This window comes from Flavobacterium suzhouense (genome assembly GCF_042684765.1).
In the GTDB taxonomy this organism is placed as follows: domain Bacteria; phylum Bacteroidota; class Bacteroidia; order Flavobacteriales; family Flavobacteriaceae; genus Flavobacterium; species Flavobacterium suzhouense.
In genome coordinates, this window is the sequence record NZ_JBHUMD010000029.1 from 161,852 (window position 1) to 183,161 (window position 21,310).

The window sequence follows — 21,310 nt, forward strand, 5'->3', positions numbered from 1 at the left end:
ATGCAAAGATAGTTATTTTAAAGAGAAGGATTGGTACATTATATTTTGTAGGCAAGCATATATAAATTAACAAAACCTTTTCAAAATTTAATTTTGGGCTTTTTAAATTAGCTAAATAAATAAAAGCCATGTCAGAATTCGTAATTATAGGAGACCATATTTCAATTGCAACAATCAGAAGTTATCTTTTTGCAAAGAAAATTGACCAGGGTGATTCTCTTGTACTTAATGCGGTAGATTTTGAACATATTCTTGATGAAATAAGACATTCTGAAGAATCTGTTGACATACCGCTTAATGTGTTAGGAGTATTGCTTTTAAAAGATACATCAGGCGACATACCTATTGGGAAAGTCCAAATTTTAAAGAATGAGAAATTATAATTAATATCTCATTTACTTTACTTTTATAAATGTTGTGAAAAAAGCTTCGTAGTAGTGCCCGGAGCTTTTTTTATACCCTACACTTATTACTATGATATTTAAAAATCATAATCATGAAAGATAAATTAAATCTCATTACAGATGCATTCCATGTAGCAGGTATTGACAATAAAAATGTTGAGTTCAGTATAACAGAATATTCACTTAATTCTAAGCTAAGTTTTAAGTTTAATAATATAAACGAGTTATTGCTGTTTCTTGACGTTTTGCCAACATCACAGAAGGGAAAAGTTGTCAATGCAAAATTTGTAGAATCAGGTATTGACCCAGAAAAATTCTTCTATGTGAATTTTTTTAAGCCAAAGATCACTGAATTGTAATAGCTGAATTTTAAACTTTTTTAGTGCAACATTTAAAATAAAAAAGCACTGTTGTTCGTTAAATTCCTTATTTTTGTTGGAGTTGAGGCAATATGGAGGGATGTTTACAAGTTATTGATTTGTAACAGTGAATATGAGCTTATAAAAATAATTCATCTTAAAAAACGATTCTGTTTGCAATAAAACTACACTATTTTTTAAAGTAAGAGGGGGATGAAATTATTTTCACTAATATTATCTATAATTGTATTTATAGTATCATTATATTTTTTTGTACTTAAGATTGACGATATCGACAGCGTTAATGATATTATTTATGTATCATTACTTTTAGTACTTATGGCAATTTGTATTGTTGGAGTTATTATAAACTGGGAGTTTTTCAGACAAAGAAAAAACAAAACCTTTATTTTCTTTGTTAATAATAGCTTTTCAAAGAAGAGAGAAAAAAAATAAACCCCAGCTTTTGCCGGGGTTTATTTTTAATATCGACCAAAATAGTATCCGTTATCAGGTACTTCTATAATATCATTGAGTAAGAATACATCGCCCAGATTATTTCTGAATACAGCATCCTTCAAATAGATGTCGTGGTTATATATGCCACCTGTTTCAGTTGTGGTAATTAGCACTTGCCCTCCAATCATTTGCCACTTCTGAATTGGCAAAGAAGGTACCTGAGATCCCTGATTACATATATTAGCTGAAGTAACGGTACTTTTATAAATATTAAATAATACTATATCCTCTGTATTTCCCTCTAGTTCAATTGTATCTGTCTCTACTTCTTTATCAAAAAGAGTATCAAAATTCGCAAGATCAAGCGAAAGGGTTCTTTCTGCTTTACGTGTATAAATAAGTTTGCTATTATTGGTACATGACTCTACATTAGGTACGTCAGTACCCTCTTGTATAAAATCGAAATCAAAATCAAAATCTTTATCTATATTACCAAATTCGCTGTTAACTATGGTAATTTTTTCATCCCCCTGATTAAACGAAATATTTTCAAGTGTAATTGTGTGTCTGTAGCCTAATAGTTTACCAGTGTCTTTATCAATATTAGGAAGCGTAAGGACAGATAATGTTCCTTGTCCAGTCCAAATCCCATTTTCTTTGGCAGCAGGTATGTCTGATTTTGTACAAAGCGTGCCGGTAGGTTTGCTAACAAAATCGTAATAAGTAAGTGTGTTTGCAGTTCCAAGAGTTATTATTCTTGGTAGATTTTCTCCTGTGTTAGGGTCTGGGTTAGTTGCATTTATAAGAGTTCCTTTAGCAATAATAAGTATGAGACCTTCTGTACCGGTTATTTTATAATAGGTTTCAGTGGTGGCAGATACATCGTCAACATTATTAGTGCAAGAAACAGGATCAACATCAGTAAAATCAAATGTTTTGTATCCCATGTCGCCATCGTCGCAACCGGCAATAAGTATAAGAGCAGCAACCAGGCAAAAAATCTTTTTCATATAACAGTATTTTAAACAAAAATAGTGTTTTTAATCAGTTTCGGAAATGTTTTATAAGTACGAATGGTAAAATAAAAACGGCGAGCGTTTTTTTCTGTAATTTTGCAGCAATGAAAAAAGCTTACCTTGATAATGCCTCTACTACTGCTTTACGTTATGAAGTAATACAGGAAGTAACGCATATACTTACAGAAAATTATGGAAACCCTTCTTCTACACATGCTATTGGCCGTAGTGCTAAAGTAATTGTAGAAACTTCCCGTAAAACAATTGCCGGATTGATTAATGCTGAAGCCAGGGAAATTATATTCACTTCGTGCGGTACAGAAGCCAATAACTGGATTGTTTTTAGCGCTGTAAAAGACTTAGGTGTTAAGCGTATCATTAGTAGTAAAATTGAGCATCATTCCGTTTTAAATGCTGTTGAGGAAGCCGGAAAGCAATATGGAATAAAGATTGATTACGTTAATCTGTTGCAGGATGGAAGCGTAGACCTAACACACCTGGTTCAGTTGCTTTCTGAGGATTTACCTACTTTGGTTAGCTTAATTCATGTAAATAACGAAACCGGTACTGTTCTGGATCTTGAAAGAACAGGACGTATTTGTAGGCAGTACGGGGCTTACTTCCATAGCGATACTGTTCAGTCAATGGGTAAAACAGCACTTAACCTGAGGGAACTTCCTGTTGATTTTCTGGTTGCCAGTGCTCATAAATTTCATGGACCTAAAGGAGTAGGCTTTGCTTTTGTGAGAAAAAATACTCCATTAAAGCCAATGATTTATGGTGGCGAGCAGGAAAAAGGTTTCCGTGCCGGAACCGAAGCTGTTCACCAAATAGGAGGGATGGCAAAGGCATTAGAATTATCTTATGCTAATCTTGAAAATGACAAGGCTTATATAAGTGATTTAAAATCCTATCTTATTACTCAACTTGATAAGTGTTTTCCGGGATACAAAATCAATGGACAAAATGAAAATCTTTTTTACAATATCATTAATGTGATGCTACCTTTATCAAATGATAAGACATCTATGATATTATTTCATTTAGATATGCAGGGTATTGCCGTATCTCGCGGTAGCGCCTGCCAGTCAGGGAGCGTAAAGCCATCTCATGTACTTAAAGAAATATTATCTGACGAAGATGTAAAAAAACCATCACTCCGAATTTCTTTCAGCCATTTTAATACCACAGAAGATATTGATTTACTGATTGCAGCATTAAAGACACTATAACAAAAGCCACCTCAAGGTGGCTTTTTCTACAAATAAACTGACTGGATTAGAACTTCATACCAAAACCAAAACCAAGTAACCACGGGTCGATGTCCACGTCGGCCGGAATACTTAGTCCTGCTGCAAGATTTGAAGCATCTACTTTTACATCCGTATTAAGGAATAGTTTTTTAGCGTCCATATTAAAAAAGAACTTATCGTTTATCATATAGTCAAAACCTAACTGAAAGGCATATCCTAATGCGTTGTCATATTCCACTCCTTTTACGGTATTTTCCGGTTTTACATCATAAAATATGGTATAATTGATACCGGCGCCAACATAAGGTTTAAAATCCTTATCGGCTAATGGATAGAAGTGGTATTGAAAGGTTAGGGTAGGTGGCAGCAGGCGCACACTGCCAAGGTCTACATTGGCTTTTGTCGGACCCCCAACGGCAGAGATATCCGAACCTGTTGTGCTAACATCATGTTTTGAAGTACCAAGAATAAGTTCGGCAGCGAAATTTTTTGTAAAGAAGTAGGTAAAGTCAAGTTCAGGGATAAAGGTAGACGATATAGAAGTGTTTCCTCCTATAGTCCCTATAGAAGCATTTTCATCAGGTACTACAGCCAACCCACGAAGGCGTATTTGCCATTTGCTGTAGTCGTTTGAAAGGTCTTCTTTTTCGGTTTGTGCTGATGCAGTTGTGATGCTTAATAATGATACTGCAATTGCAGATAATATCAACTTTTTCATTTGTGTGTGTTTTGAATTACACTTCAAATGTATGTTAGATAAACCCCGTGAATCCTGATATAAGTCATGGTTTGAGAACTACTTTTTGCTTTAAATATAGTTTTAAGATTTTTATTTAAAAACTGCTTTATTCTGTAAATAAAAAATCCGTGAGTATTATTCACGGATCTTTATTTCTAAGTATTTTATTTTATTGCTCCTGAAACGCAGCCATGTTAACGGCAGGTAATACATCATTTTTAGGAGTCATTGATAGTGAAATGAAATCAAATTTCCATGCCCCATCTTTTTTTATGAGATGGGATGTCATTCGCCACGGGATGTATTGTGTAAAAGCGATTGGAGTAAACTGATCGACCAAAACAGCCGATTGTCCGTTTTCAGCAATGTTAACTTCACGTCTGTCAATTTTGTAATCAATAGTTCCGATAGCAGGGTTGGTAAGTTTTTCTAAAAGGTATTTTTCAAAAGCTATAGGGTTGAAAACTTCTTCCGGATCAGTACCCATATAAAAGCCGTTTTCAACGATAAGTGCTTTTATATCCTGAGACTTTTTAGTTTTAAAAGCTGTATGGAATTTATCAGCGACAGCAAATATTGCATTTTTTTCTGTTTCCGGATCTGAAGATTCGGTTTGCACAGAAGCTTTATCGTTTTTACAGCCGATAGCAGCCGACAGAGAAAATGCAAGTAGTAATAGTGTAATAATTCGTTTCATGGGTTTAGCTAAGTTTAGAAGGCTAAGATATTAATTTAATGAAATATCCTGCTCCATAATTGTCGTAAGCATTATTTTATTTATGTCTTTTTCTTTTGCAATTCTGTTAGAATGTTTTTCTATGGTACATTCAAAAACGTTTCTGGCGAAACGTCCATTACCAAATGTGTTATCTCTTTGTGTATAAGCATCGCTAAATAGCTGTAAGGCCTTTGCTTTTGCAGAGGAGTCTAAAATATAGTCCGATTTTTTACAGTTAATCTCAAATATTGCTAAAAGGTCTTCGGGTGTATAATCTGCAAAATTTATATAACGGTTAAATCTTGAACCAAAACCGGGATTAGTACTAAGAAATGTTTTCATTTCATTAGTATAGCCTGCCAAAATTACAACAAGCCTTTCCCTGTCATCTTCCATACGTTTTAGCAGGGTAGCAACAGCTTCTTTTCCAAATATCTCATTTGAGCCACTATTCAATGAATAGGCTTCATCAATAAATAAAACACTGTCTAATGCATCGTCTATAACATCATCAACCTTTGCAGCTGTCTGACCCTCATATTCAGCAATCAGGCCCGCACGATCGGTTTCTATTAGTTCACCAATATCAAGGATGCCTAAATGCTCATATATTTTTGAGACGATACGGGCAACAGTGGTTTTGCCTGTTCCGGGGTTTCCGGTAAATACCATATGATAGGAGACTGAAGAGGTTTTTAAACCTTCTTCTTCACGCTCTTTCTGGATTTTGATAAAGTTTACAAGGGTATTGATTTCGTCTTTTACTTCTTCCAGTCCCACAAGAGCATTAAGTTCTTTTAGCACATCTTCTAAAGTTTCATTCTTATCAGTATGTTCCGAATGCTGTTTCTTTTTATTATTTTTAGATTGATAACTACTTTTCTTTTTAGAGTTTCTTTTGTTTTTTTCTATGATTTCATTTGAATGTGAAACTAAACAATCGAGGCAATAATCTTCACTTTGACTGTATGTTTCAATTGGGTCTCCACAATCTTTGCAGGGTTTCGGGTTGTAGTTTTTATCAAATTTTTCCTGAGATGTAAAAAGTAATCCTATTGCTGAAAATATTCCAAATATCCCGGGTATACCACTCCAGAAAATAATCAGATACTCATATCCTAATCTTTTATTACCCAAATAAAACAGATGGGCTCCGAAAGATCCCAAAAAGAATGCTAAAAGAATTGCTTTCCATTTTTCTCTTGGCTTTGCTGATGGCGTGGGTTGATGTGGTAATGGCATTGGTTTATTTTTGGCCTAAAATAGTACAATTTGTTTTGGTGTAAAAATGAATGATGTCAATTCTACGGAATAGTTTTTAACAAAAAATCCGCCCTGAAAATTCAAAGCGGATTTTATATTGTGATGCAAATCTAAAATCTGCAATCTGTAATCTAAAATTATAAATGGATCACTTCATCGTAAGCAGCCGCAGCAGCTTCCATGATAGCCTCACTCATAGTAGGGTGTGGGTGAACCGATTTGATGATTTCATGACCTGTAGTTTCTAGTTTTCTTGCAACAACAGCTTCAGCGATCATATCAGTAACTCCGGCACCAATCATGTGGCAACCTAACCATTCGCCATATTTAGCATCAAAGATTACTTTTACGAAACCGTCAGGAGTACCCGCAGCTTTTGCTTTACCTGAAGCTGAGAATGGGAATTTACCAACTTTTATCTCGTAACCTTTTTCTTTAGCTGCTTTTTCAGTAAGACCTACAGAAGCGATCTCAGGAGTAGCATAAGTACATCCAGGGATATTTCCGTAATCAAGAGGTTCTACGTGAAGACCAGCAATTTTCTCAACACAAAGAATACCTTCAGCGGAAGCAACGTGTGCTAATGCCTGACCCGGTACTATATCACCAATAGCGTAGTAACCCGGTATGTTTGTTTGGTAGTAAGCGTTAACCAATACTTTATCTCTGTCAGTAGCGATGCCTACTTCCTCAAGACCTATGTTCTCGATGTTAGATTTGATTCCTACTGCAGAAAGAAGGATGTCTGCTTCAAGGATCTCTTCGCCTTTAGCTGTTTTTACAGTAGCTTTAACTCCTGAACCTGAAGTATCAACTTTCTCAACAGAAGAGTTAGTCATGATATCGATACCCGATTTTTTAAGCGAACGCTCAAATTGTTTTGATACCTCTTCATCCTCTACAGGAACGATGTTAGGCATAAACTCAACGATAGTTACTTTAGTACCCATTGAGTTGTAGAAGTGAGCAAACTCAACTCCAATTGCACCTGAACCTACAACGATCATAGATTTTGGTTGCTCAGGAAGCGTCATTGCCTGACGGTACCCGATAACTTTCTTACCATCCTGAGGAAGGTTTGGAAGTTCACGTGAACGTGCACCTGTAGCGATGATGATATGGTCTGCGCTGTATTCGGTAGTAGCACCGTCTTTTGCTGTTACATCAAGTTTTTTTCCGGGCTTAAGTTTACCTGTACCTTCAATAACATCAATTTTATTTTTTTTCATAAGGAACTGGATACCTTTGCTCATACCATCGGCTACGCCACGGCTGCGTTGTACTACAGCACCAAAGTCTTTGTCAAATTCGTTTACGGTAAGACCGTAGTCTGAAGCGTGTTTCAGGTAATCAAAAACCTGTGCACTCTTTAAAAGCGCTTTTGTTGGGATACAGCCCCAGTTAAGGCAGATTCCGCCAAGGTTTTCTTTTTCCACAATTGCAGTTTTGAATCCTAATTGTGCTGCCCTGATTGCGGCTACATATCCGCCAGGACCACTTCCTAAAACAATAACATCGTATTTCATCAGTGTATAATTTCTGTATTAATTTGTGCCTACGAAAGTAAGTATTTATTTGGTTATTCTAAAATGTTTCAATATTTGATTACTCATACTCCCGAGTGTTTGACACCCGGCTATTATATTTGACCCTTTCAGGGTCGAACTTGTGTAACATTATTCAGGCGTGACTGAACACTGAACACTGAACACTGAACACTGAACACTACTGACTACGCCTCCTCTTCAGCTACAAATTGTGAATAATAAAGGTTTTTGTAATAACCTTCTGCGCGGTTAATCAGTTCGTAATGCGATCCTGCTTCCACGATAAGCCCTTTATCCATCACGATAATTTTATCAGCATTTACTACAGTAGCAAGTCGGTGCGCAATAATAATTGAGGTTCTGCCTTCGGTAATCTTGTCTGTAGCGTTTTGTATCAGCTCTTCTGAATAGGTGTCGATAGAAGATGTCGCTTCGTCTAATATCAATATGCTAGGGTTACTTACCAATACGCGAAGAAAAGCAATAAGCTGTCGCTGTCCTGATGAAAGCATTACTCCACGCTCTTTTACGTTATAATCATACCCTTCCGGCAAGCTCATAATGAAATCATGCACGCCAATCTCTTTCGCGGCATTGATAATAGTTTCTCGGCTTATAGACGGATCATTCAGCGTAATATTGTTCAGGATAGTATCAGCAAAAAGGAAAACATCCTGTAATACAATACCAATCTGTTTTCTAAGGCTTTCAAGGGTAAATTCATTGATGTCAGTGCCATCAATCGTAATCTTACCACTACTTATTTCATAGAAACGGTTGAGCAGGTTAATAATAGTTGATTTACCCGCTCCGGTAGACCCTACGATTGCAATGGTGCTGCCGGCGTCGATCTTAAGGCTGATACCTTTTATTACTTCTTCGTTCTCAATATAGCTGAAGTGTACCTTTTTAAATTCAATTTCACCTTTAAAGTGGCTTGCCACCTGAGTTCCCGGTATCTGTACCAATTCTTCCATTTCCAGGAGTTCAAATACCCTGTCGGAAGCAATTATACCCATCTGCATCTCGTTGAATTTATCAGCGATCTGTCTAAGCGGGTTGAAGAGCATGCCTATGTACATAATGTAGGCAAACATATCTCCCGGTTGTGTTATGGTATCTCCGTTTAGGATATTGAAACCGGCATACCATATTACCATCCCCAGTGTTAAAGAAGAAATGGTATCGGCAACAGGGAAGAAGATGGAGTTGTAAAGGATGTTTTTTTGCCAGGCATCATTATGCTTTTTGTTTATCTCTTTGAATTTTTCGTATTCGATATCCTCACGGTTAAACAGCTGAACGATACGCATACCGGTAACACGCTCCTGTATGAAAGTATTCAGGTTGGCAACTTGTGTACGCACTTCTTCAAATGCGCCTTTCATCTTTTTCTGGAAAATACGGGTTGCATATACAAGTAACGGCATTGCAAGTAATACGACGATACTCAGTTTCCAGTTCATATAGAACATAAATCCAAGGATAACAATCATTTTAAGAAGATCACTCACGATCATGAATAATCCCTGACTGAAAATCTTTGAAATGGATTCAATATCAAAAACGGTACGTGTAACCAGTCGGCCCACAGCTTCGTTGTCAAAGAATTTCATCCTGAAGCTGTTGATGTGTGCGAACAGTTTTTCACGGATATCCTTTACGATATCCTGCCCAAGCCAGTTTGCCAGATATACGAAGTAAAATTGTGATATTACCTCTAGCATAAGTACAACGGCCATTAATACTACATAAAATAGTAGTCCTGAAGCATCCTTAGGTATAAGGTAGGCATCTACGGTCTGCTTAAGCAGGTAAGGTCTGGCTGCAGCAAATATGGAAAGGAATATTGAGAATAATATAACCCATATAAAACGGGACTTATAAGGTTTTGCATATTGCATAACCTTTTTGAATGATGACGATTTTTTGGTTTTCATAATAATGGCCTAAAGATAAGGATAAATTACCTTAGTAAGGTATAATCCGTGTGCGGGAACTGAAAATCCTGCCTGATTTCTGTCCCGGCTTTCTATAATTGTAGCTACATCATTAACGCTTATTTTACCAAGGCCAACATTTACCAGTGTCCCCACAATGGCACGTACCATATTTCGTAAAAAACGATCGGCACTAACCGTAAACACAAGTTTATTGTCATGTTGTTCCCAGTGGGCTTCCATAATATCACAATTAAATGTCTTTACATCGGTATGTGTTTTTGAGAAGCATTTAAAGTCGGTATAATTGAAAAGAAGCTGTGCTGCTTCATTCATTTTTTCAACATCGAGTTTATGAAAATTATACCAACTGCCTTCATGGTCGAAAGCATTCTTAAAAGTATGGATATGGTATTCGTATGTGCGTCGGGTAGCATCAAAACGGGCATGGGCGTCGTTATGTAAAGGAATAAACCTGTATACCACGATATCAGCAGGAAGAAATGAATTTAATCGTTTGACTAACTGTGCGGTGTCAACGATTTCCTCATGATCAAAATGGGCAAACATTTGTTTTGCATGGACCCCGGTATCGGTACGTCCGGCACCTACTACATCTATCTCTGTTTTAAGCAATGTTGATAGTGCTTTATTGAGTGTTTCCTGTACAGAAGGACTGTGTGGCTGAAACTGCCATCCGCAGTAATTCTTACCGTTATATGCAAATTCTATAAAGTATCTCATGAGGGTGCAAAGATAATTATTAAGTTATAAAGTTAGAAAGTCGAAAGTTGTAAAGTTTTGGTAGCAAAGTCACAAAGTAGCAGTGTTTTCGTAAAGCTGTTTTGCAGCCTGAATAAAACTTTGCAACTTTGTGACTCTGAAACTTTGTAACTTAAAAAATGAAAAAGATCCTTCTTCTTAGTGATACCCACAGTTATATAGACGAAACAATACTTAAATATGTGCGTCAGGCTGATGAAGTTTGGCATGCAGGGGATATAGGAGATCTGTCTGTTACCGATACCCTGAAAAAAGAGAAACCCTTAAGAGCAGTGTATGGCAATATTGACAGTAATGAAGCCCGCTTAGAATTCCCATTGAACAATCGTTTTATGTGCGAAGGGGTAGATGTCTGGATTACGCATATTGGTGGTTATCCGGGTAAATATAATCAGGCAGTGAGGGATGAAATCAATGCTAATCCACCGAAGCTCTTTATTTGCGGACATTCACATATATTAAAAGTGCAGTTTGATCAAAAACTGGGATTATTGCACATGAATTCCGGAGCGGCAGGAGTGAGCGGATTCCACCAGGTACGGACTATGCTGCGCTTTGAAATTGATGGAGATAAAATTCAGAATCTTGAAGTGATCGAGATAGGGAAGAGATAGTATTTATGATTTCAGATTTCAGATTTCAGATTGAGCTTCACTCCAATTTTTAAGCACTTATGAAGAAATGGATAAAGCATAAAAACAAAAAATCCGGATATTATCCGGATTTTTTTACGCACTAATAAACTAAGTTAAAAGGTTTATCTCAGTCGGTCTACTGATTTTACGAGGTCTTCATCCTTCTTGATAGCTTTATTGGCTAAGCTTAGAAAAACGATAGAAACAATCGGGAGGATTACCCCAATACCCTTCTCTGAAACCACCTTATCAGGGTCGGTCTCTCCGGATAAATTAAATAGCCTGAATATAAATAATCCTAATAAAATTACATTTAATATTATGTTCAGTCTGCCCATTACAAACTGATTTTTTCTCTTTTTATACGTCATTATGCTCACAATACTAAGGGTAGTACTGAAAGCAAACAGCAAAACAAAAGCAAGATCACGGATAAAATAGTAATTTTCACCGTTTTTGGTTACCCAAAGAGGAAATGCAAACGGTAATGCTCCCGTCGCGATTACCGCTATAATAAGATAAACTGTTTGTATTCTTTGTAACATTCTGCCTTTATTTGCACGACAAAAATATAGTTTCTTTTTGTAAAATACTATTGCTTACTAAAAATAAATTTGTATTATTGCAATACCAAATCATAACTGCTTCATTCTGAAGTAAAGGCTATTCCTAAAAATTGCTTTCCACCAAAAAAACATTGCGAGTTACACTATTTAATTTAACCAAAAGTTATTCATGTTTGATATTTCCGAGTTAAAAGAAATGAAGCTTCCTGAGCTTCAGGAAATTGCAAAAAAGGCAAAAATAAACAAATACAGAGGGCTTAAAAAAGATGAGCTGGTTTACCAGATTTTAGACCATCAGGCTGCAAATCCGGCGACCATAAAACCTCTATTTGATGATACTGCCGCTGCTCCTGTAAAAGATGCTGCTGAAAAGCCTGCAGAAAAAACAAAAAGAGCAAGAATAGTTCCTGATGGGACTAAAAAAGATGTTCCTCAAAAGAAATCTACTCCGGTTAAAGAAACACCGGCACAATTGCCTTTTGCTGAGCCTGTATCTGAAGAACCTAAAGCCAAAGCAGAATTAAAAAAACCTGCGATAGCCAAAAAAACTTCAGAAGTTGAAGAAACTGTTGCTGAGCCTGTTCAGGACGATTCAGCTAGGGCAGTACAGCAGCCTAAAAATGTTTCTCCTAAAGAAAAAGAAGATAACAAGAAAAATATACCTGTAAAAGACACTACACAGGCTAAGCCTCAGAATGCTGAAATAAAGCCTAAACGACCACCTTTGACAGAGGAGGAAAGACTGGCACAGATTGAAAGGGCTAATGCCAACAATCCGAATCACCCGAGTTATAAAGGGAACAAAAACAAAGAAACTGCGCAAAACCCCACTAACAATGCGCCGGCTGCCGAACAGATTGTTTCGCAGCAGAACAAAAAACAAAACTTCCGCGAACCCGATTATGAGTTTGACGGAATTATAGAAAGCGAAGGTGTTCTTGAGATGATGCCGGACGGATATGGTTTCCTTCGCTCTTCAGACTACAACTACCTTGCATCTCCGGATGATATTTACCTTTCCAATTCACAAATACGCCTTTTCGGTCTTAAAACAGGAGATACAGTAAAAGGTGTGGTTCGGCCTCCAAAAGAAGGCGAAAAATACTTCCCATTAGTAAAAGTACTTAAAATTAACGGTCACGATCCTCAGGTAGTGCGCGACAGAGTTTCATTTGAACACCTTACACCGCTTTTCCCTGAAGAGAAATTCAACCTTGCCGATAAACAAAGCACTATTTCTACACGTATCATCGATTTGTTCTCGCCAATAGGTAAAGGACAAAGGGGTATGATCGTGGCACAGCCTAAAACAGGTAAAACAATGCTTCTTAAGGATATTGCTAATTCAATTGCTGCTAATCACCCTGAGGTTTACCTTTTGGTGTTACTTATTGATGAGCGCCCGGAAGAGGTTACCGATATGCAGCGTAGCGTTAGGGGAGAGGTTATTGCTTCTACCTTTGATGAGCCTGCTGAGCGTCACGTAAAAGTGGCTAATATTGTTCTTGAAAAAGCAAAACGCCTTGTTGAGTGTGGGCACGATGTAGTTATTCTTCTGGATTCAATTACGCGTCTTGCAAGGGCTTACAATACAGTACAGCCTGCATCGGGTAAAGTATTGAGTGGTGGTGTTGATGCCAATGCATTACAGAAACCGAAACGTTTCTTTGGTGCGGCACGTAATATTGAAGGTGGAGGTTCGCTTAGTATCATTGCTACTGCGCTTACTGATACCGGATCTAAAATGGACGAGGTTATCTTTGAAGAGTTTAAAGGTACAGGTAACATGGAACTTCAGCTTGACAGGAAAATCGCCAACAAACGCATTTTCCCTGCTATCGACCTTACGTCGTCAAGTACAAGAAGGGATGACCTTCTTCTTGATCCTAAGACGATACAGCGTATGTGGATTATGAGGAAATATCTTGCCGATATGAACCCGGTTGAAGCCATGGACTTCATTAACGACCGCTTCAAGAAAACAAGAAACAATGAAGAGTTCCTGATTTCAATGAATGACGATTAATAATTGAAATATATTAGTAATACAAAAGCCCGTTTTAAACGGGCTTTTGTATTTGATTTTTTTGAGTAATTTGCTGATTTTATCCATTAAACCAATTCAATGAAAAGGAACTATACTATTATTCTAGCTTGTTTTCTAACGGCTTTACTTTTTTCTTCCTGCAAAATGGGCCGTTTTGTGTATTACAATTTTGCCAATATTACCGATCATAAAATTTTCCCTTCAAGGGAATTACATAATGATTCTGTAAAATTTCATTTTGAAACTGCGGCTATACCCAAAGCACCTAAAAAGGCTACGATAGGAGAAAAGGAAATTACCTTTGAAGAATACCTGGCGCAAAATAAAACAGTTGCTTTCCTGATCATAAAAAATGATACTATTCAGTACGAAAACTACTTTAATGATTACAGCAGGGAGTCGATAGTGGCTTCGTTTTCAATGGCGAAGTCGGTTACCTCTATTTTAATTGGCTGTGCGATTGATGATGGTTTTATACAATCGGTAGATGAGCCTCTAATAAAGTATGTCCCTGAGCTAAAAAAGAATGGTTTTACCGAAACGCTTACTATAAAACATCTGCTTCAGATGATGAGCGGGATTAAGTTTAATGAGAGTTATTCCAATCCGTTTGGAGATGCTGCGACTTATTATTACGGTACCAATCTCAGGAAGGCAATAAGTAAAATGAAGCCCTTAAATGAACCGGGAAAAATGTTTTCGTATAGTAGTGGCGACACACAGTTGCTAGGACTGGTGTTGGAACGTTCGTTGAAAGGCAAAACGATTACGTCTTACCTTAATGAAAAGATATGGGAACCATTAGGTATGGAATATGAAGCATCCTGGAGCCTTGACCGAAAGAAAAACGGATTAGAGAAAACCTATTGTTGTATTAATGCCAGAGCTTTGGATTTCGCTAAAATAGGAAGGCTTTACCTTAATAAGGGTAACTGGAATGGTAAACAGATAGTTTCAAAAAAGTGGGTTGAAGAATCTACCGTAGCGGATAAAGGACCGAATGATGTTAATTATTATAAATATCAATGGTGGTTGTCGGGAGATGGTGCATTTTCGGCTGAAGGTATATTAGGTCAGTATATTTATGTTAACCCTTCTAAAAACCTTATCATTGTACGTTTAGGAGAAAAACGAGGTAATGACCAATGGGAAAGTTTGTTTAATAGTATTGCCAATAAGTTTTAGTGCTTAAAAACAAAAGCTCCCAATTGGGAGCTTTTGTTTTATATAAAATTCTGATTAAGAATTCTCAGTCTTTAATAAACTACTTATCTGTTCTGCAAGTTCAGTACCTATACGGTCCTGAGCCTCTAATGTAGCCGCACCGATATGTGGCGTAAGCGATACTTTAGGGTTCATCAGTACCTGGATGGCAGGTGTAGGCTCTTCTTCAAATACGTCAAGGCCGGCAAAAGCAACTTTGCCTGAATCAAGAGCATCAATCAACGCAACTTCATCAATAATTCCGCCACGTGAAGCATTAACAATACCAACACCATCTTTCATAGCATCAAGTTCTGCTTTACCAATTACGTAACCGGCATCCTGCGCAGGAACGTGAAGCGTAATAAAATCAGCATGTTTAAATATATCTTCCATTGGCTCGGTAACGATATCAACATTAATGAACTGTCCGTTGTAGAAATCAACACGGATTTCTGCCTGACCCACAAATTTATCTGAAGCAATAACGCGCATTCCTAAGCCAAGTGCTATTCTGGCTACTGAACGTCCTATACGTCCAAAACCAATAATACCAAGGGTTTTGCCGCGAAGTTCGATACCGTTAGCGTATGCTTTTTTCAGGCCTTCAAAATTAGTTTCGCCTTCAAGAGGCATATTGCGGTTTGAATCGTATAGAAAACGTACTCCGCTAAAAAGGTGGGCAAATACAAGTTCTGCAACTGAGTCAGAAGACGAAGCAGGTGTGTTTATAACATGAATGCCTTTTTCGCGAGCGTAATCAACATCAATGTTATCCATACCTACACCACCACGGCCTATTATTTTAAGTCCCGGGCAGGCATCAATAATATCTTTGCGAACTTTTGTAGCACTACGTACCAACAGAACACTAATATTATTCGCGTTTATATAATTAGCAACCTGTTCCTGTGCTACTTTTGTTGTTATAACTTCAAATCCGCCATCTTCAAGGGCTGTGATACCGCTTTTAGATATACCGTCATTTACTAATACTTTCATAATGATATTTTAGATGTTAGATTTCAGATTTTAGACTGAGTTTCACTCATATTCTGTTATCCAAAACGTAAACGTATTATTTATTTGTTGCTATTGGCAACCTTAAACTTTAAACAAAATTAAACGCTTTTCTCAAGGTCCTGCATTGCTTCAACAAGTACCTGAACGCTTTCAATTGGCATTGCATTGTATATAGAAGCTCGGTAACCACCAACGGAACGGTGTCCCGGAAGTCCGCTTATTCCTTTAGCTTTCCATATTTTGTCGAATTGCTCAGTATGGGCTTCGTCTTTAAGAAGGAAAGTAACATTCATTTTAGAGCGGTCTTCTGCATTTGAAGTTCCCTGGAATAAAGGGTTACGATCTATCTCTGCGTAAAGTAATGCGGCTTTTGCATCGTTTTTCTTTTCCATAACGGTGATACCGCCATTTTCTTTAAGCCACTGTAATGTTAGGTAAGAAGTATAGATAGCAAATACTGATGGAGTGTTATACATACTCTCTTTGTCAATGTGTTGTTTGTAATCAAGAATGTTTGGTATCTGTCTTCCTGTTTTACCCAGTATTTCTTCTTTTACGATGATAAGTGTAGTTCCTGCAGGCCCCATATTTTTCTGTGCACCGGCATAGATAAGGTCAAATTTAGAAAAGTCAAGCTGACGTGAAAATATATCTGAACTCATGTCGCAAACAACCGGTACTTTAGTTTCAGGGAAACTGAACATTTGTGTACCAAAAATGGTATTGTTACTTGTGCAGTGAAAATAATCAGCATCTTCGGGAATTGTATAATCCTTAGGGATGTAGGTATAATTATCAGCTTTAGAAGATGCCACTACAATAGTATCGCCAAATTGCTTTGCTTCTTTAATGGCTCCTGCTGCCCATGTTCCTGTATCAAGGTAAGCTGCTTTGCCGTGAAGCGTCATCAGGTTATAAGGGACTCTTAAGAATTCTAAGCTTGCACCTCCCGAAAGGAACAATGCCTGATAGCCTTTGCCGGTAAGGCCTAAAAGCTCAAGTGCAAGTGTACGGGCTTCTTCCATTACGGCTACGAAATCTTTACTGCGGTGTGAAATTTCCAGCAGCGACAAGCCTGAACCTTTAAAATCCAGTACTGCCTGTGCGGCTTTTTCAAATACTTCTTGTGGCAGGATAGAAGGGCCTGCGCTGAAATTATGTTTTTTCATTGAATGAGATGAATTTTGGTAGCACAAATTTCCAAATTAAAGCCCGAATAACAGCAAGAAAAATTATAAATAATTCAGCTATATTTTTGATAAAAATGCAATTGTATCAATATTGTCAGCATAATCTAACAGTCTTGGTTTTTGAGTCTGTCCAAAAGGAATGCTGTTTTCTGTTAGGTTGTTACTTACAACACACTGAAGCTGATCTTGTTCCGATTCAAGTTTTTGTTTAAGTGTATCTAAATTGTCATAGTACTCATAAAAAACGCTCGAAATAGGCGATGCATATCCGGAATCTTCTTTTATAGTCAAAAATTCGTTGTCTAACAGTTTGAAATTACTCATCAGAAAAACAGCTTTATTATAATCATAATTGTTAGCATATTTATCGTAATGGATAACATCCCTGTATTCATACATGGCTTCAAAAAAGTCTTTGAAGTCATAGCCTGTCGGCACAAAAAGTTTTGATACGTTTCGGCACCCCAAACCAAAATAACGGAAAATATCCTCACCGAGCCCGATAAGATCCTCACGTGATTCGTTACCTGTAAGTATGGCGGCAGAATTTCGGTTTTTACGGATAATTGATGGTTTGTCTTTAAAGTAATATTCAAAATAACGTGCTGTATTATTACTTCCTGTGGCAATAACAGCATCAAAGCCTTCAAGTTTTCCTTCGGTAAAGTTTATGAAATCTTTAAATTCAGGTTCTACGGTAATAAGGTATTTTGCTAAAAAAGGCAGAAGGTGCTGATCATTACTAGACGTTTTGATTAGTGCTTTGTGTCCTGTGATAAGTACCGATAAGAAATCGTGGAAACCTACCAACGGAATATTTCCGGCAAGCACGAGTCCAACAGTTTTTGGTTTTATATTATTCAAATCATAATTGGAAAGCCATTTTTCAAGGTTTTCAGGAGTCAGTGCCTCTGCCCATGACTCCAGTGAAAAGAATACCTGTTCCTCAGTATACCAGCCATTATGAGATCTCGACGCCTGTATAAGGTTAAGCATATTTTCATAATAAGTATCATTATAAAGTACACCCTCTTTTTGCTGGCTATTGTCTAAATGGAACTGGCTTAAAAACTTTCCAAGCTCAATAAAAGCGTTTTTTCTTTTCGTTAACGTCATTATGTTTGCGTATGAATGGATTTGCACGTAATTTTGTCGCAAATTTAAGCTTTTAAATACTAAGATACGCTATGGCAATCATTATAACAGACGAATGTATTAACTGCGGGGCATGCGAGCCTGAATGTCCAAATACGGCAATTTATGAAGGAGCTGATGACTGGAGGTATAAAGACGGTACAAGCCTTCGAGGAAGAATAGTACTTCCTTCAGGAGAGGAAGTAGATGCAGATGAACCACGCACACCGGTTTCTGATGATATTTATTATATCGTGCCAGATAAATGTACTGAGTGTAAAGGTTTCCATGACGAACCGCAATGTGCTGCCGTTTGTCCAGTTGATTGCTGTGTTCCGGACGATAATCACGTAGAGAGTGAAGAAACACTTCTTAACCGACAGGCTTTCCTTCACGGAGACGAGTAATAAAAAAATCCTGAGTTTTAGCTCAGGATTTTTTTATTGCAATAAGTATAAGGTCCTTAACTTCAGATCCGTTGTGATTGTAATGCTTATGGTATGTACCCATAACTTTAAAATGTTCTTCAATAGCCTGTTTCAGGTATTTTTCTTCGTAATAATACATATAAACTGAATCGCCATGGCTATTAGTAGTTAATCCGGAATTACTATAGTTTCCTTCAATAGTGCTGAGATAGAATACTCCGTTTTCATTCAAAACAGTTGCTATATCTTTAATAAGGTTTAAAGTTTCTTCTTTACTAAGATAGGGTAGGCAAAAACCGCATACTACCGCATCAAATTTTTGTGACAGCTTGCTGATATCCCTGCAATCCAGTAATTCAAAATTGGCTTCAGGATTATTTTTCTTTGCCAGTTCCAGCATATTAGGAGACAGATCGGTTGCCAGGATTTTGAGATTTGGCAACTTATTTAAAAGATACCTCGTAATGTTTCCGGGACCACAACCCAGTTCAAGTATGCTTGCATCTTCTTTAGAAAGCGAATCACAAAAAGCATTAAGAGTGTCGTCATAAAGACTTACGTCCATAAAACGCTGTTCGTATTCATGGGCGTGTTTGTCGAAAACTGCTACTGCCATACTTGTTTTATCCATACCATTATAGATTTAGATCAAATATATAAAAAACAAAAACAGGGTTTAGACCCTGTTTTGTTCTCATAGCAAATTTTAAAACCATTATGGAGTTTTGGTATAAACCTGTTTCGTCATGGTGTCAGTTTTGTCATCATAACTTTCGACTACAAAATTTCCATTAGCATCAAAATAACCTATTGATGTTCTGTCCTGGGTTTTGTAGATATAACTATTGTTTGATGTTCTTCTTATGATAGCATAATTGGTATTGTTGGGTGAAGATATTCTGTAACCGGCGTTATCAGTAAGGAATTGATATCTTGTATTGTCCATTGTATAATAACTTGAGCTGCTTACCTGAGTTGGGACACCGTTAGCGGATACCGTTGTTGTAGAAGTTACCTGAGTAGGAGTAGGTTTCATGTCCTTATTAAGCTTTTTAGATTCTGCATCTTTAAGCTCAATGTTTTGCTGGGTTGTAACCTTTTCTGTTTTAGTTACTGTCCTCGGTGTCGAACCATTGTTTATGGTTGTCGTTGTTGTCTTAGTCTCTTCTGAAACATTCTTATTTACCTGTGCGTTAAGACCAGCGCCTAACGAAAGGAATATTATTAAAACTATATTTTTCATGACATTCTTGTTTTTAGGATTATTATACTTACAAAGTTATCCTGTGTATGTTAAACAAGTTTTTAGAAAAACATAAAGTATTGGTAAAACTCAGTTTGTAATGTTATAAAGTTCAATGTTGTAATGTTTTAAAGTATTACAGGCGTATTTTGACTTTACAACTTTATAACTTTCTACATTTTACTAAAAAGAACTATATTTGCACCCTCAAAAAAAGCCAATTCATGAAAGCAGGTATAGTAGGATTGCCAAACGTAGGTAAATCAACACTTTTCAATTGTTTGTCTAACGCTAAAGCACAGAGCGCTAACTTTCCGTTTTGTACTATCGAGCCTAATATCGGTGTAGTAAACGTACCGGATCCAAGACTTGAAAAACTGGAACAGCTTGTTAGCCCTGAACGTGTACAGCCTGCAACTGTAGATATTGTTGATATCGCAGGTCTTGTAAAAGGAGCAAGTAAAGGTGAGGGGCTTGGTAACCAGTTCCTTGGTAACATCAGGGAGTGTAATGCAATCATCCACGTACTGCGTTGCTTTGATAATGATAACATTGTTCACGTTGACGGTAGCGTAAATCCTATACGTGACAAAGAAACTATTGATATCGAGCTTCAGCTAAAAGATCTTGAGACCGTTGAAAAACGTCTTGAGAAAGCTAAGAAAACTGCAAAAACAGGAAACAAAGAAGCTCAGGTAGAAGCAGGACTTCTTGAAAGAATAAAAGATGCTTTATTACAGGCAAAATCGGCAAGGACTGTAGTACCTCAGAATAATGATGAAGAGGTTCTTATGGAGTCTTTCCAGTTGATCACTACAAAACCGGTACTTTACGTTTGTAACGTAGATGAAAGTGCTGCTGCAACAGGTAACAAATATGTTGACCAGGTTCGCGAACTTGTAAAAGACGAGAATGCAGAGGTTATGTTCCTTGCTGTAGGTACTGAAGCTGATATCACTGAACTTGAAACATACGAAGAGCGTCAGATGTTTCTTGAAGATCTTGGTCTTAAAGAGCCAGGAGCTTCTGCACTTATCAGGGGAGCTTATAAATTGCTTAATCTTCAGACATACTTTACTGCCGGTGTAAAAGAAGTTCGTGCGTGGACTATCAACATTGGTGACACTGCGCCACAAGCCGCAGGCGTTATCCATACGGACTTTGAGAAAGGTTTCATCCGTGCAGAGGTTATCGCTTATGATGACTATGTAAATTTTGGAACTGAAGCTAAAGTAAAAGAAGCTGGTAAACTTCGCGTAGAAGGAAAAGAATATATCGTTAAAGATGGTGATGTAATGCACTTCAGGTTTAACGTGTAATCAGTATTGAGATTTTAGTACTGAGTATTGAGATAAAAAAG

At 37.2% G+C, this 21,310-nt stretch carries 21 protein-coding genes; 8 read left to right on the plus strand and 13 right to left on the minus strand.

All coding sequences use genetic code 11. The annotated features are described in order from the left end of the window. The first annotated feature begins 128 nt into the window (after positions 1–128). Both ACFSR3_RS15685 and ACFSR3_RS15690 read left to right on the plus strand, forming a co-directional pair. Entirely contained in the window at positions 129–383 is a 255-nt protein-coding gene (locus ACFSR3_RS15685) for a hypothetical protein (protein ID WP_114756821.1), read from the plus strand. Between the two features lie 113 nt (positions 384–496). Beyond that, positions 497–763: a hypothetical protein gene (locus ACFSR3_RS15690; protein WP_379822323.1), complete on the plus strand. Its 267-nt coding sequence runs from the start codon at positions 497–499 to the stop codon at positions 761–763. A gap of 482 nt (positions 764–1,245) precedes the next feature. Here ACFSR3_RS15690 and ACFSR3_RS15695 read toward each other — a convergent pair whose 3' ends face one another. Next, a complete protein-coding gene (locus tag ACFSR3_RS15695) occupies positions 1,246–2,232 on the minus strand; it encodes a hypothetical protein (protein ID WP_379822325.1) in 987 nt (328 codons plus the stop codon). 110 nt (positions 2,233–2,342) lie between these two features. On the opposite strand from ACFSR3_RS15695, the gene ACFSR3_RS15700 reads away from it, so the two are divergent. Beyond that, entirely contained in the window at positions 2,343–3,470 is a 1,128-nt protein-coding gene (locus ACFSR3_RS15700; RefSeq protein WP_379822326.1) for a cysteine desulfurase family protein, read from the plus strand. A 46-nt stretch (positions 3,471–3,516) separates the two neighbouring features. Here the strand turns inward: ACFSR3_RS15700 and ACFSR3_RS15705 are convergent, their stop codons facing one another. From ACFSR3_RS15705 to truA, 6 genes are all read right to left on the minus strand, one after another. Then, positions 3,517–4,209, minus strand: coding sequence for an OmpW/AlkL family protein (locus ACFSR3_RS15705; protein WP_379822327.1), 693 nt, complete (start codon positions 4,207–4,209; stop codon positions 3,517–3,519). 190 nt (positions 4,210–4,399) lie between these two features. Next, positions 4,400–4,927: a nuclear transport factor 2 family protein gene (locus ACFSR3_RS15710; RefSeq protein WP_379822330.1), complete on the minus strand. Its 528-nt coding sequence runs from the start codon at positions 4,925–4,927 to the stop codon at positions 4,400–4,402. Between the two features lie 30 nt (positions 4,928–4,957). After that, entirely contained in the window at positions 4,958–6,190 is a 1,233-nt protein-coding gene (locus tag ACFSR3_RS15715; RefSeq protein ID WP_379822333.1) for an AAA family ATPase, read from the minus strand. A gap of 158 nt (positions 6,191–6,348) precedes the next feature. Next, positions 6,349–7,737 (minus strand): dihydrolipoyl dehydrogenase, encoded by a 1,389-nt coding sequence (gene lpdA / locus ACFSR3_RS15720; protein ID WP_379822334.1) that lies wholly within the window; start codon positions 7,735–7,737, stop codon positions 6,349–6,351. A 206-nt stretch (positions 7,738–7,943) separates the two neighbouring features. After that, positions 7,944–9,698, minus strand: a complete 1,755-nt coding sequence (locus ACFSR3_RS15725; protein WP_379822336.1) for an ABC transporter ATP-binding protein — start codon at positions 9,696–9,698, stop codon at positions 7,944–7,946. A gap of 9 nt (positions 9,699–9,707) precedes the next feature. Next, positions 9,708–10,442: a tRNA pseudouridine(38-40) synthase TruA gene (truA, locus tag ACFSR3_RS15730; RefSeq protein ID WP_379822338.1), complete on the minus strand. Its 735-nt coding sequence runs from the start codon at positions 10,440–10,442 to the stop codon at positions 9,708–9,710. A gap of 158 nt (positions 10,443–10,600) precedes the next feature. On the opposite strand from truA, the gene ACFSR3_RS15735 reads away from it, so the two are divergent. Further along, the gene (locus ACFSR3_RS15735; protein ID WP_379822340.1) at positions 10,601–11,095 is read left to right on the plus strand and encodes a metallophosphoesterase family protein; all 495 of its coding nucleotides are present in this window, start codon (positions 10,601–10,603) and stop codon (positions 11,093–11,095) included. Positions 11,096–11,238: 143 nt separating this feature from the next. On the opposite strand, the gene ACFSR3_RS15740 is transcribed toward ACFSR3_RS15735, so the two are convergent. Next, on the minus strand, positions 11,239–11,661 hold the full coding sequence (locus ACFSR3_RS15740) for a DUF4293 domain-containing protein (RefSeq protein WP_379822341.1): 423 nt from the start codon (positions 11,659–11,661) through the stop codon (positions 11,239–11,241). Between the two features lie 190 nt (positions 11,662–11,851). Here ACFSR3_RS15740 and rho point away from each other — a divergent pair, with 190 nt between their 5' ends. Together rho and ACFSR3_RS15750 are read left to right on the plus strand one after the other, a co-directional pair. Further along, positions 11,852–13,708 (plus strand): transcription termination factor Rho, encoded by a 1,857-nt coding sequence (gene rho / locus ACFSR3_RS15745; RefSeq protein ID WP_379822343.1) that lies wholly within the window; start codon positions 11,852–11,854, stop codon positions 13,706–13,708. A gap of 99 nt (positions 13,709–13,807) precedes the next feature. Then, positions 13,808–14,914: a serine hydrolase domain-containing protein gene (locus ACFSR3_RS15750; RefSeq protein ID WP_379822345.1), complete on the plus strand. Its 1,107-nt coding sequence runs from the start codon at positions 13,808–13,810 to the stop codon at positions 14,912–14,914. 54 nt (positions 14,915–14,968) lie between these two features. Here the strand turns inward: ACFSR3_RS15750 and ACFSR3_RS15755 are convergent, their stop codons facing one another. From ACFSR3_RS15755 to ACFSR3_RS15765, 3 genes are all read right to left on the minus strand, one after another. Continuing rightward, positions 14,969–15,934, minus strand: coding sequence for a D-2-hydroxyacid dehydrogenase (locus ACFSR3_RS15755; protein WP_379822346.1), 966 nt, complete (start codon positions 15,932–15,934; stop codon positions 14,969–14,971). Between the two features lie 119 nt (positions 15,935–16,053). Beyond that, a complete protein-coding gene (gene serC / locus ACFSR3_RS15760) occupies positions 16,054–17,124 on the minus strand; it encodes a 3-phosphoserine/phosphohydroxythreonine transaminase (RefSeq protein WP_379822348.1) in 1,071 nt (356 codons plus the stop codon). Between the two features lie 78 nt (positions 17,125–17,202). Continuing rightward, complete coding sequence (locus ACFSR3_RS15765) at positions 17,203–18,261, minus strand: acyl-CoA reductase (RefSeq protein ID WP_379822349.1); 1,059 nt, start codon at positions 18,259–18,261, stop codon at positions 17,203–17,205. A 71-nt stretch (positions 18,262–18,332) separates the two neighbouring features. Here ACFSR3_RS15765 and ACFSR3_RS15770 point away from each other — a divergent pair, with 71 nt between their 5' ends. After that, the gene (locus ACFSR3_RS15770; protein ID WP_114756804.1) at positions 18,333–18,686 is read left to right on the plus strand and encodes a 4Fe-4S dicluster domain-containing protein; all 354 of its coding nucleotides are present in this window, start codon (positions 18,333–18,335) and stop codon (positions 18,684–18,686) included. 22 nt (positions 18,687–18,708) lie between these two features. Here the strand turns inward: ACFSR3_RS15770 and ACFSR3_RS15775 are convergent, their stop codons facing one another. Then, entirely contained in the window at positions 18,709–19,338 is a 630-nt protein-coding gene (locus ACFSR3_RS15775; RefSeq protein ID WP_379822350.1) for a class I SAM-dependent DNA methyltransferase, read from the minus strand. 84 nt (positions 19,339–19,422) lie between these two features. Next, positions 19,423–19,950, minus strand: a complete 528-nt coding sequence (locus ACFSR3_RS15780) for a hypothetical protein (RefSeq protein ID WP_379822352.1) — start codon at positions 19,948–19,950, stop codon at positions 19,423–19,425. A gap of 224 nt (positions 19,951–20,174) precedes the next feature. Here ACFSR3_RS15780 and ychF point away from each other — a divergent pair, with 224 nt between their 5' ends. Continuing rightward, the gene (gene ychF, locus ACFSR3_RS15785) at positions 20,175–21,269 is read left to right on the plus strand and encodes a redox-regulated ATPase YchF (protein ID WP_169518993.1); all 1,095 of its coding nucleotides are present in this window, start codon (positions 20,175–20,177) and stop codon (positions 21,267–21,269) included. Positions 21,270–21,310: the final 41 nt, after the last annotated feature.

Excerpts from the sequence above, each read along its gene's own strand:
- ACFSR3_RS15685 (WP_114756821.1), top strand. The coding sequence starts at position 129 with ATGTCAGAATTCGTAATTATAGGAGACCATATTTCAATTGCAACAATC.
- ACFSR3_RS15690 (WP_379822323.1), top strand. The coding sequence starts at position 497 with ATGAAAGATAAATTAAATCTCATTACAGATGCATTCCATGTAGCAGGT.
- ACFSR3_RS15695 (WP_379822325.1), bottom strand. The coding sequence starts at position 2,232 with ATGAAAAAGATTTTTTGCCTGGTTGCTGCTCTTATACTTATTGCCGGT.
- ACFSR3_RS15700 (WP_379822326.1), top strand. The coding sequence starts at position 2,343 with ATGAAAAAAGCTTACCTTGATAATGCCTCTACTACTGCTTTACGTTAT.
- ACFSR3_RS15705 (WP_379822327.1), bottom strand. The coding sequence starts at position 4,209 with ATGAAAAAGTTGATATTATCTGCAATTGCAGTATCATTATTAAGCATC.
- ACFSR3_RS15710 (WP_379822330.1), bottom strand. The coding sequence starts at position 4,927 with ATGAAACGAATTATTACACTATTACTACTTGCATTTTCTCTGTCGGCT.
- ACFSR3_RS15715 (WP_379822333.1), bottom strand. The coding sequence starts at position 6,190 with ATGCCATTACCACATCAACCCACGCCATCAGCAAAGCCAAGAGAAAAA.
- lpdA (WP_379822334.1), bottom strand. The coding sequence starts at position 7,737 with ATGAAATACGATGTTATTGTTTTAGGAAGTGGTCCTGGCGGATATGTA.
- ACFSR3_RS15725 (WP_379822336.1), bottom strand. The coding sequence starts at position 9,698 with ATGAAAACCAAAAAATCGTCATCATTCAAAAAGGTTATGCAATATGCA.
- truA (WP_379822338.1), bottom strand. The coding sequence starts at position 10,442 with ATGAGATACTTTATAGAATTTGCATATAACGGTAAGAATTACTGCGGA.
- ACFSR3_RS15735 (WP_379822340.1), top strand. The coding sequence starts at position 10,601 with ATGAAAAAGATCCTTCTTCTTAGTGATACCCACAGTTATATAGACGAA.
- ACFSR3_RS15740 (WP_379822341.1), bottom strand. The coding sequence starts at position 11,661 with ATGTTACAAAGAATACAAACAGTTTATCTTATTATAGCGGTAATCGCG.
- rho (WP_379822343.1), top strand. The coding sequence starts at position 11,852 with ATGTTTGATATTTCCGAGTTAAAAGAAATGAAGCTTCCTGAGCTTCAG.
- ACFSR3_RS15750 (WP_379822345.1), top strand. The coding sequence starts at position 13,808 with ATGAAAAGGAACTATACTATTATTCTAGCTTGTTTTCTAACGGCTTTA.
- ACFSR3_RS15755 (WP_379822346.1), bottom strand. The coding sequence starts at position 15,934 with ATGAAAGTATTAGTAAATGACGGTATATCTAAAAGCGGTATCACAGCC.
- serC (WP_379822348.1), bottom strand. The coding sequence starts at position 17,124 with ATGAAAAAACATAATTTCAGCGCAGGCCCTTCTATCCTGCCACAAGAA.
- ACFSR3_RS15765 (WP_379822349.1), bottom strand. The coding sequence starts at position 18,261 with ATGACGTTAACGAAAAGAAAAAACGCTTTTATTGAGCTTGGAAAGTTT.
- ACFSR3_RS15770 (WP_114756804.1), top strand. The coding sequence starts at position 18,333 with ATGGCAATCATTATAACAGACGAATGTATTAACTGCGGGGCATGCGAG.
- ACFSR3_RS15775 (WP_379822350.1), bottom strand. The coding sequence starts at position 19,338 with ATGGATAAAACAAGTATGGCAGTAGCAGTTTTCGACAAACACGCCCAT.
- ACFSR3_RS15780 (WP_379822352.1), bottom strand. The coding sequence starts at position 19,950 with ATGAAAAATATAGTTTTAATAATATTCCTTTCGTTAGGCGCTGGTCTT.
- ychF (WP_169518993.1), top strand. The coding sequence starts at position 20,175 with ATGAAAGCAGGTATAGTAGGATTGCCAAACGTAGGTAAATCAACACTT.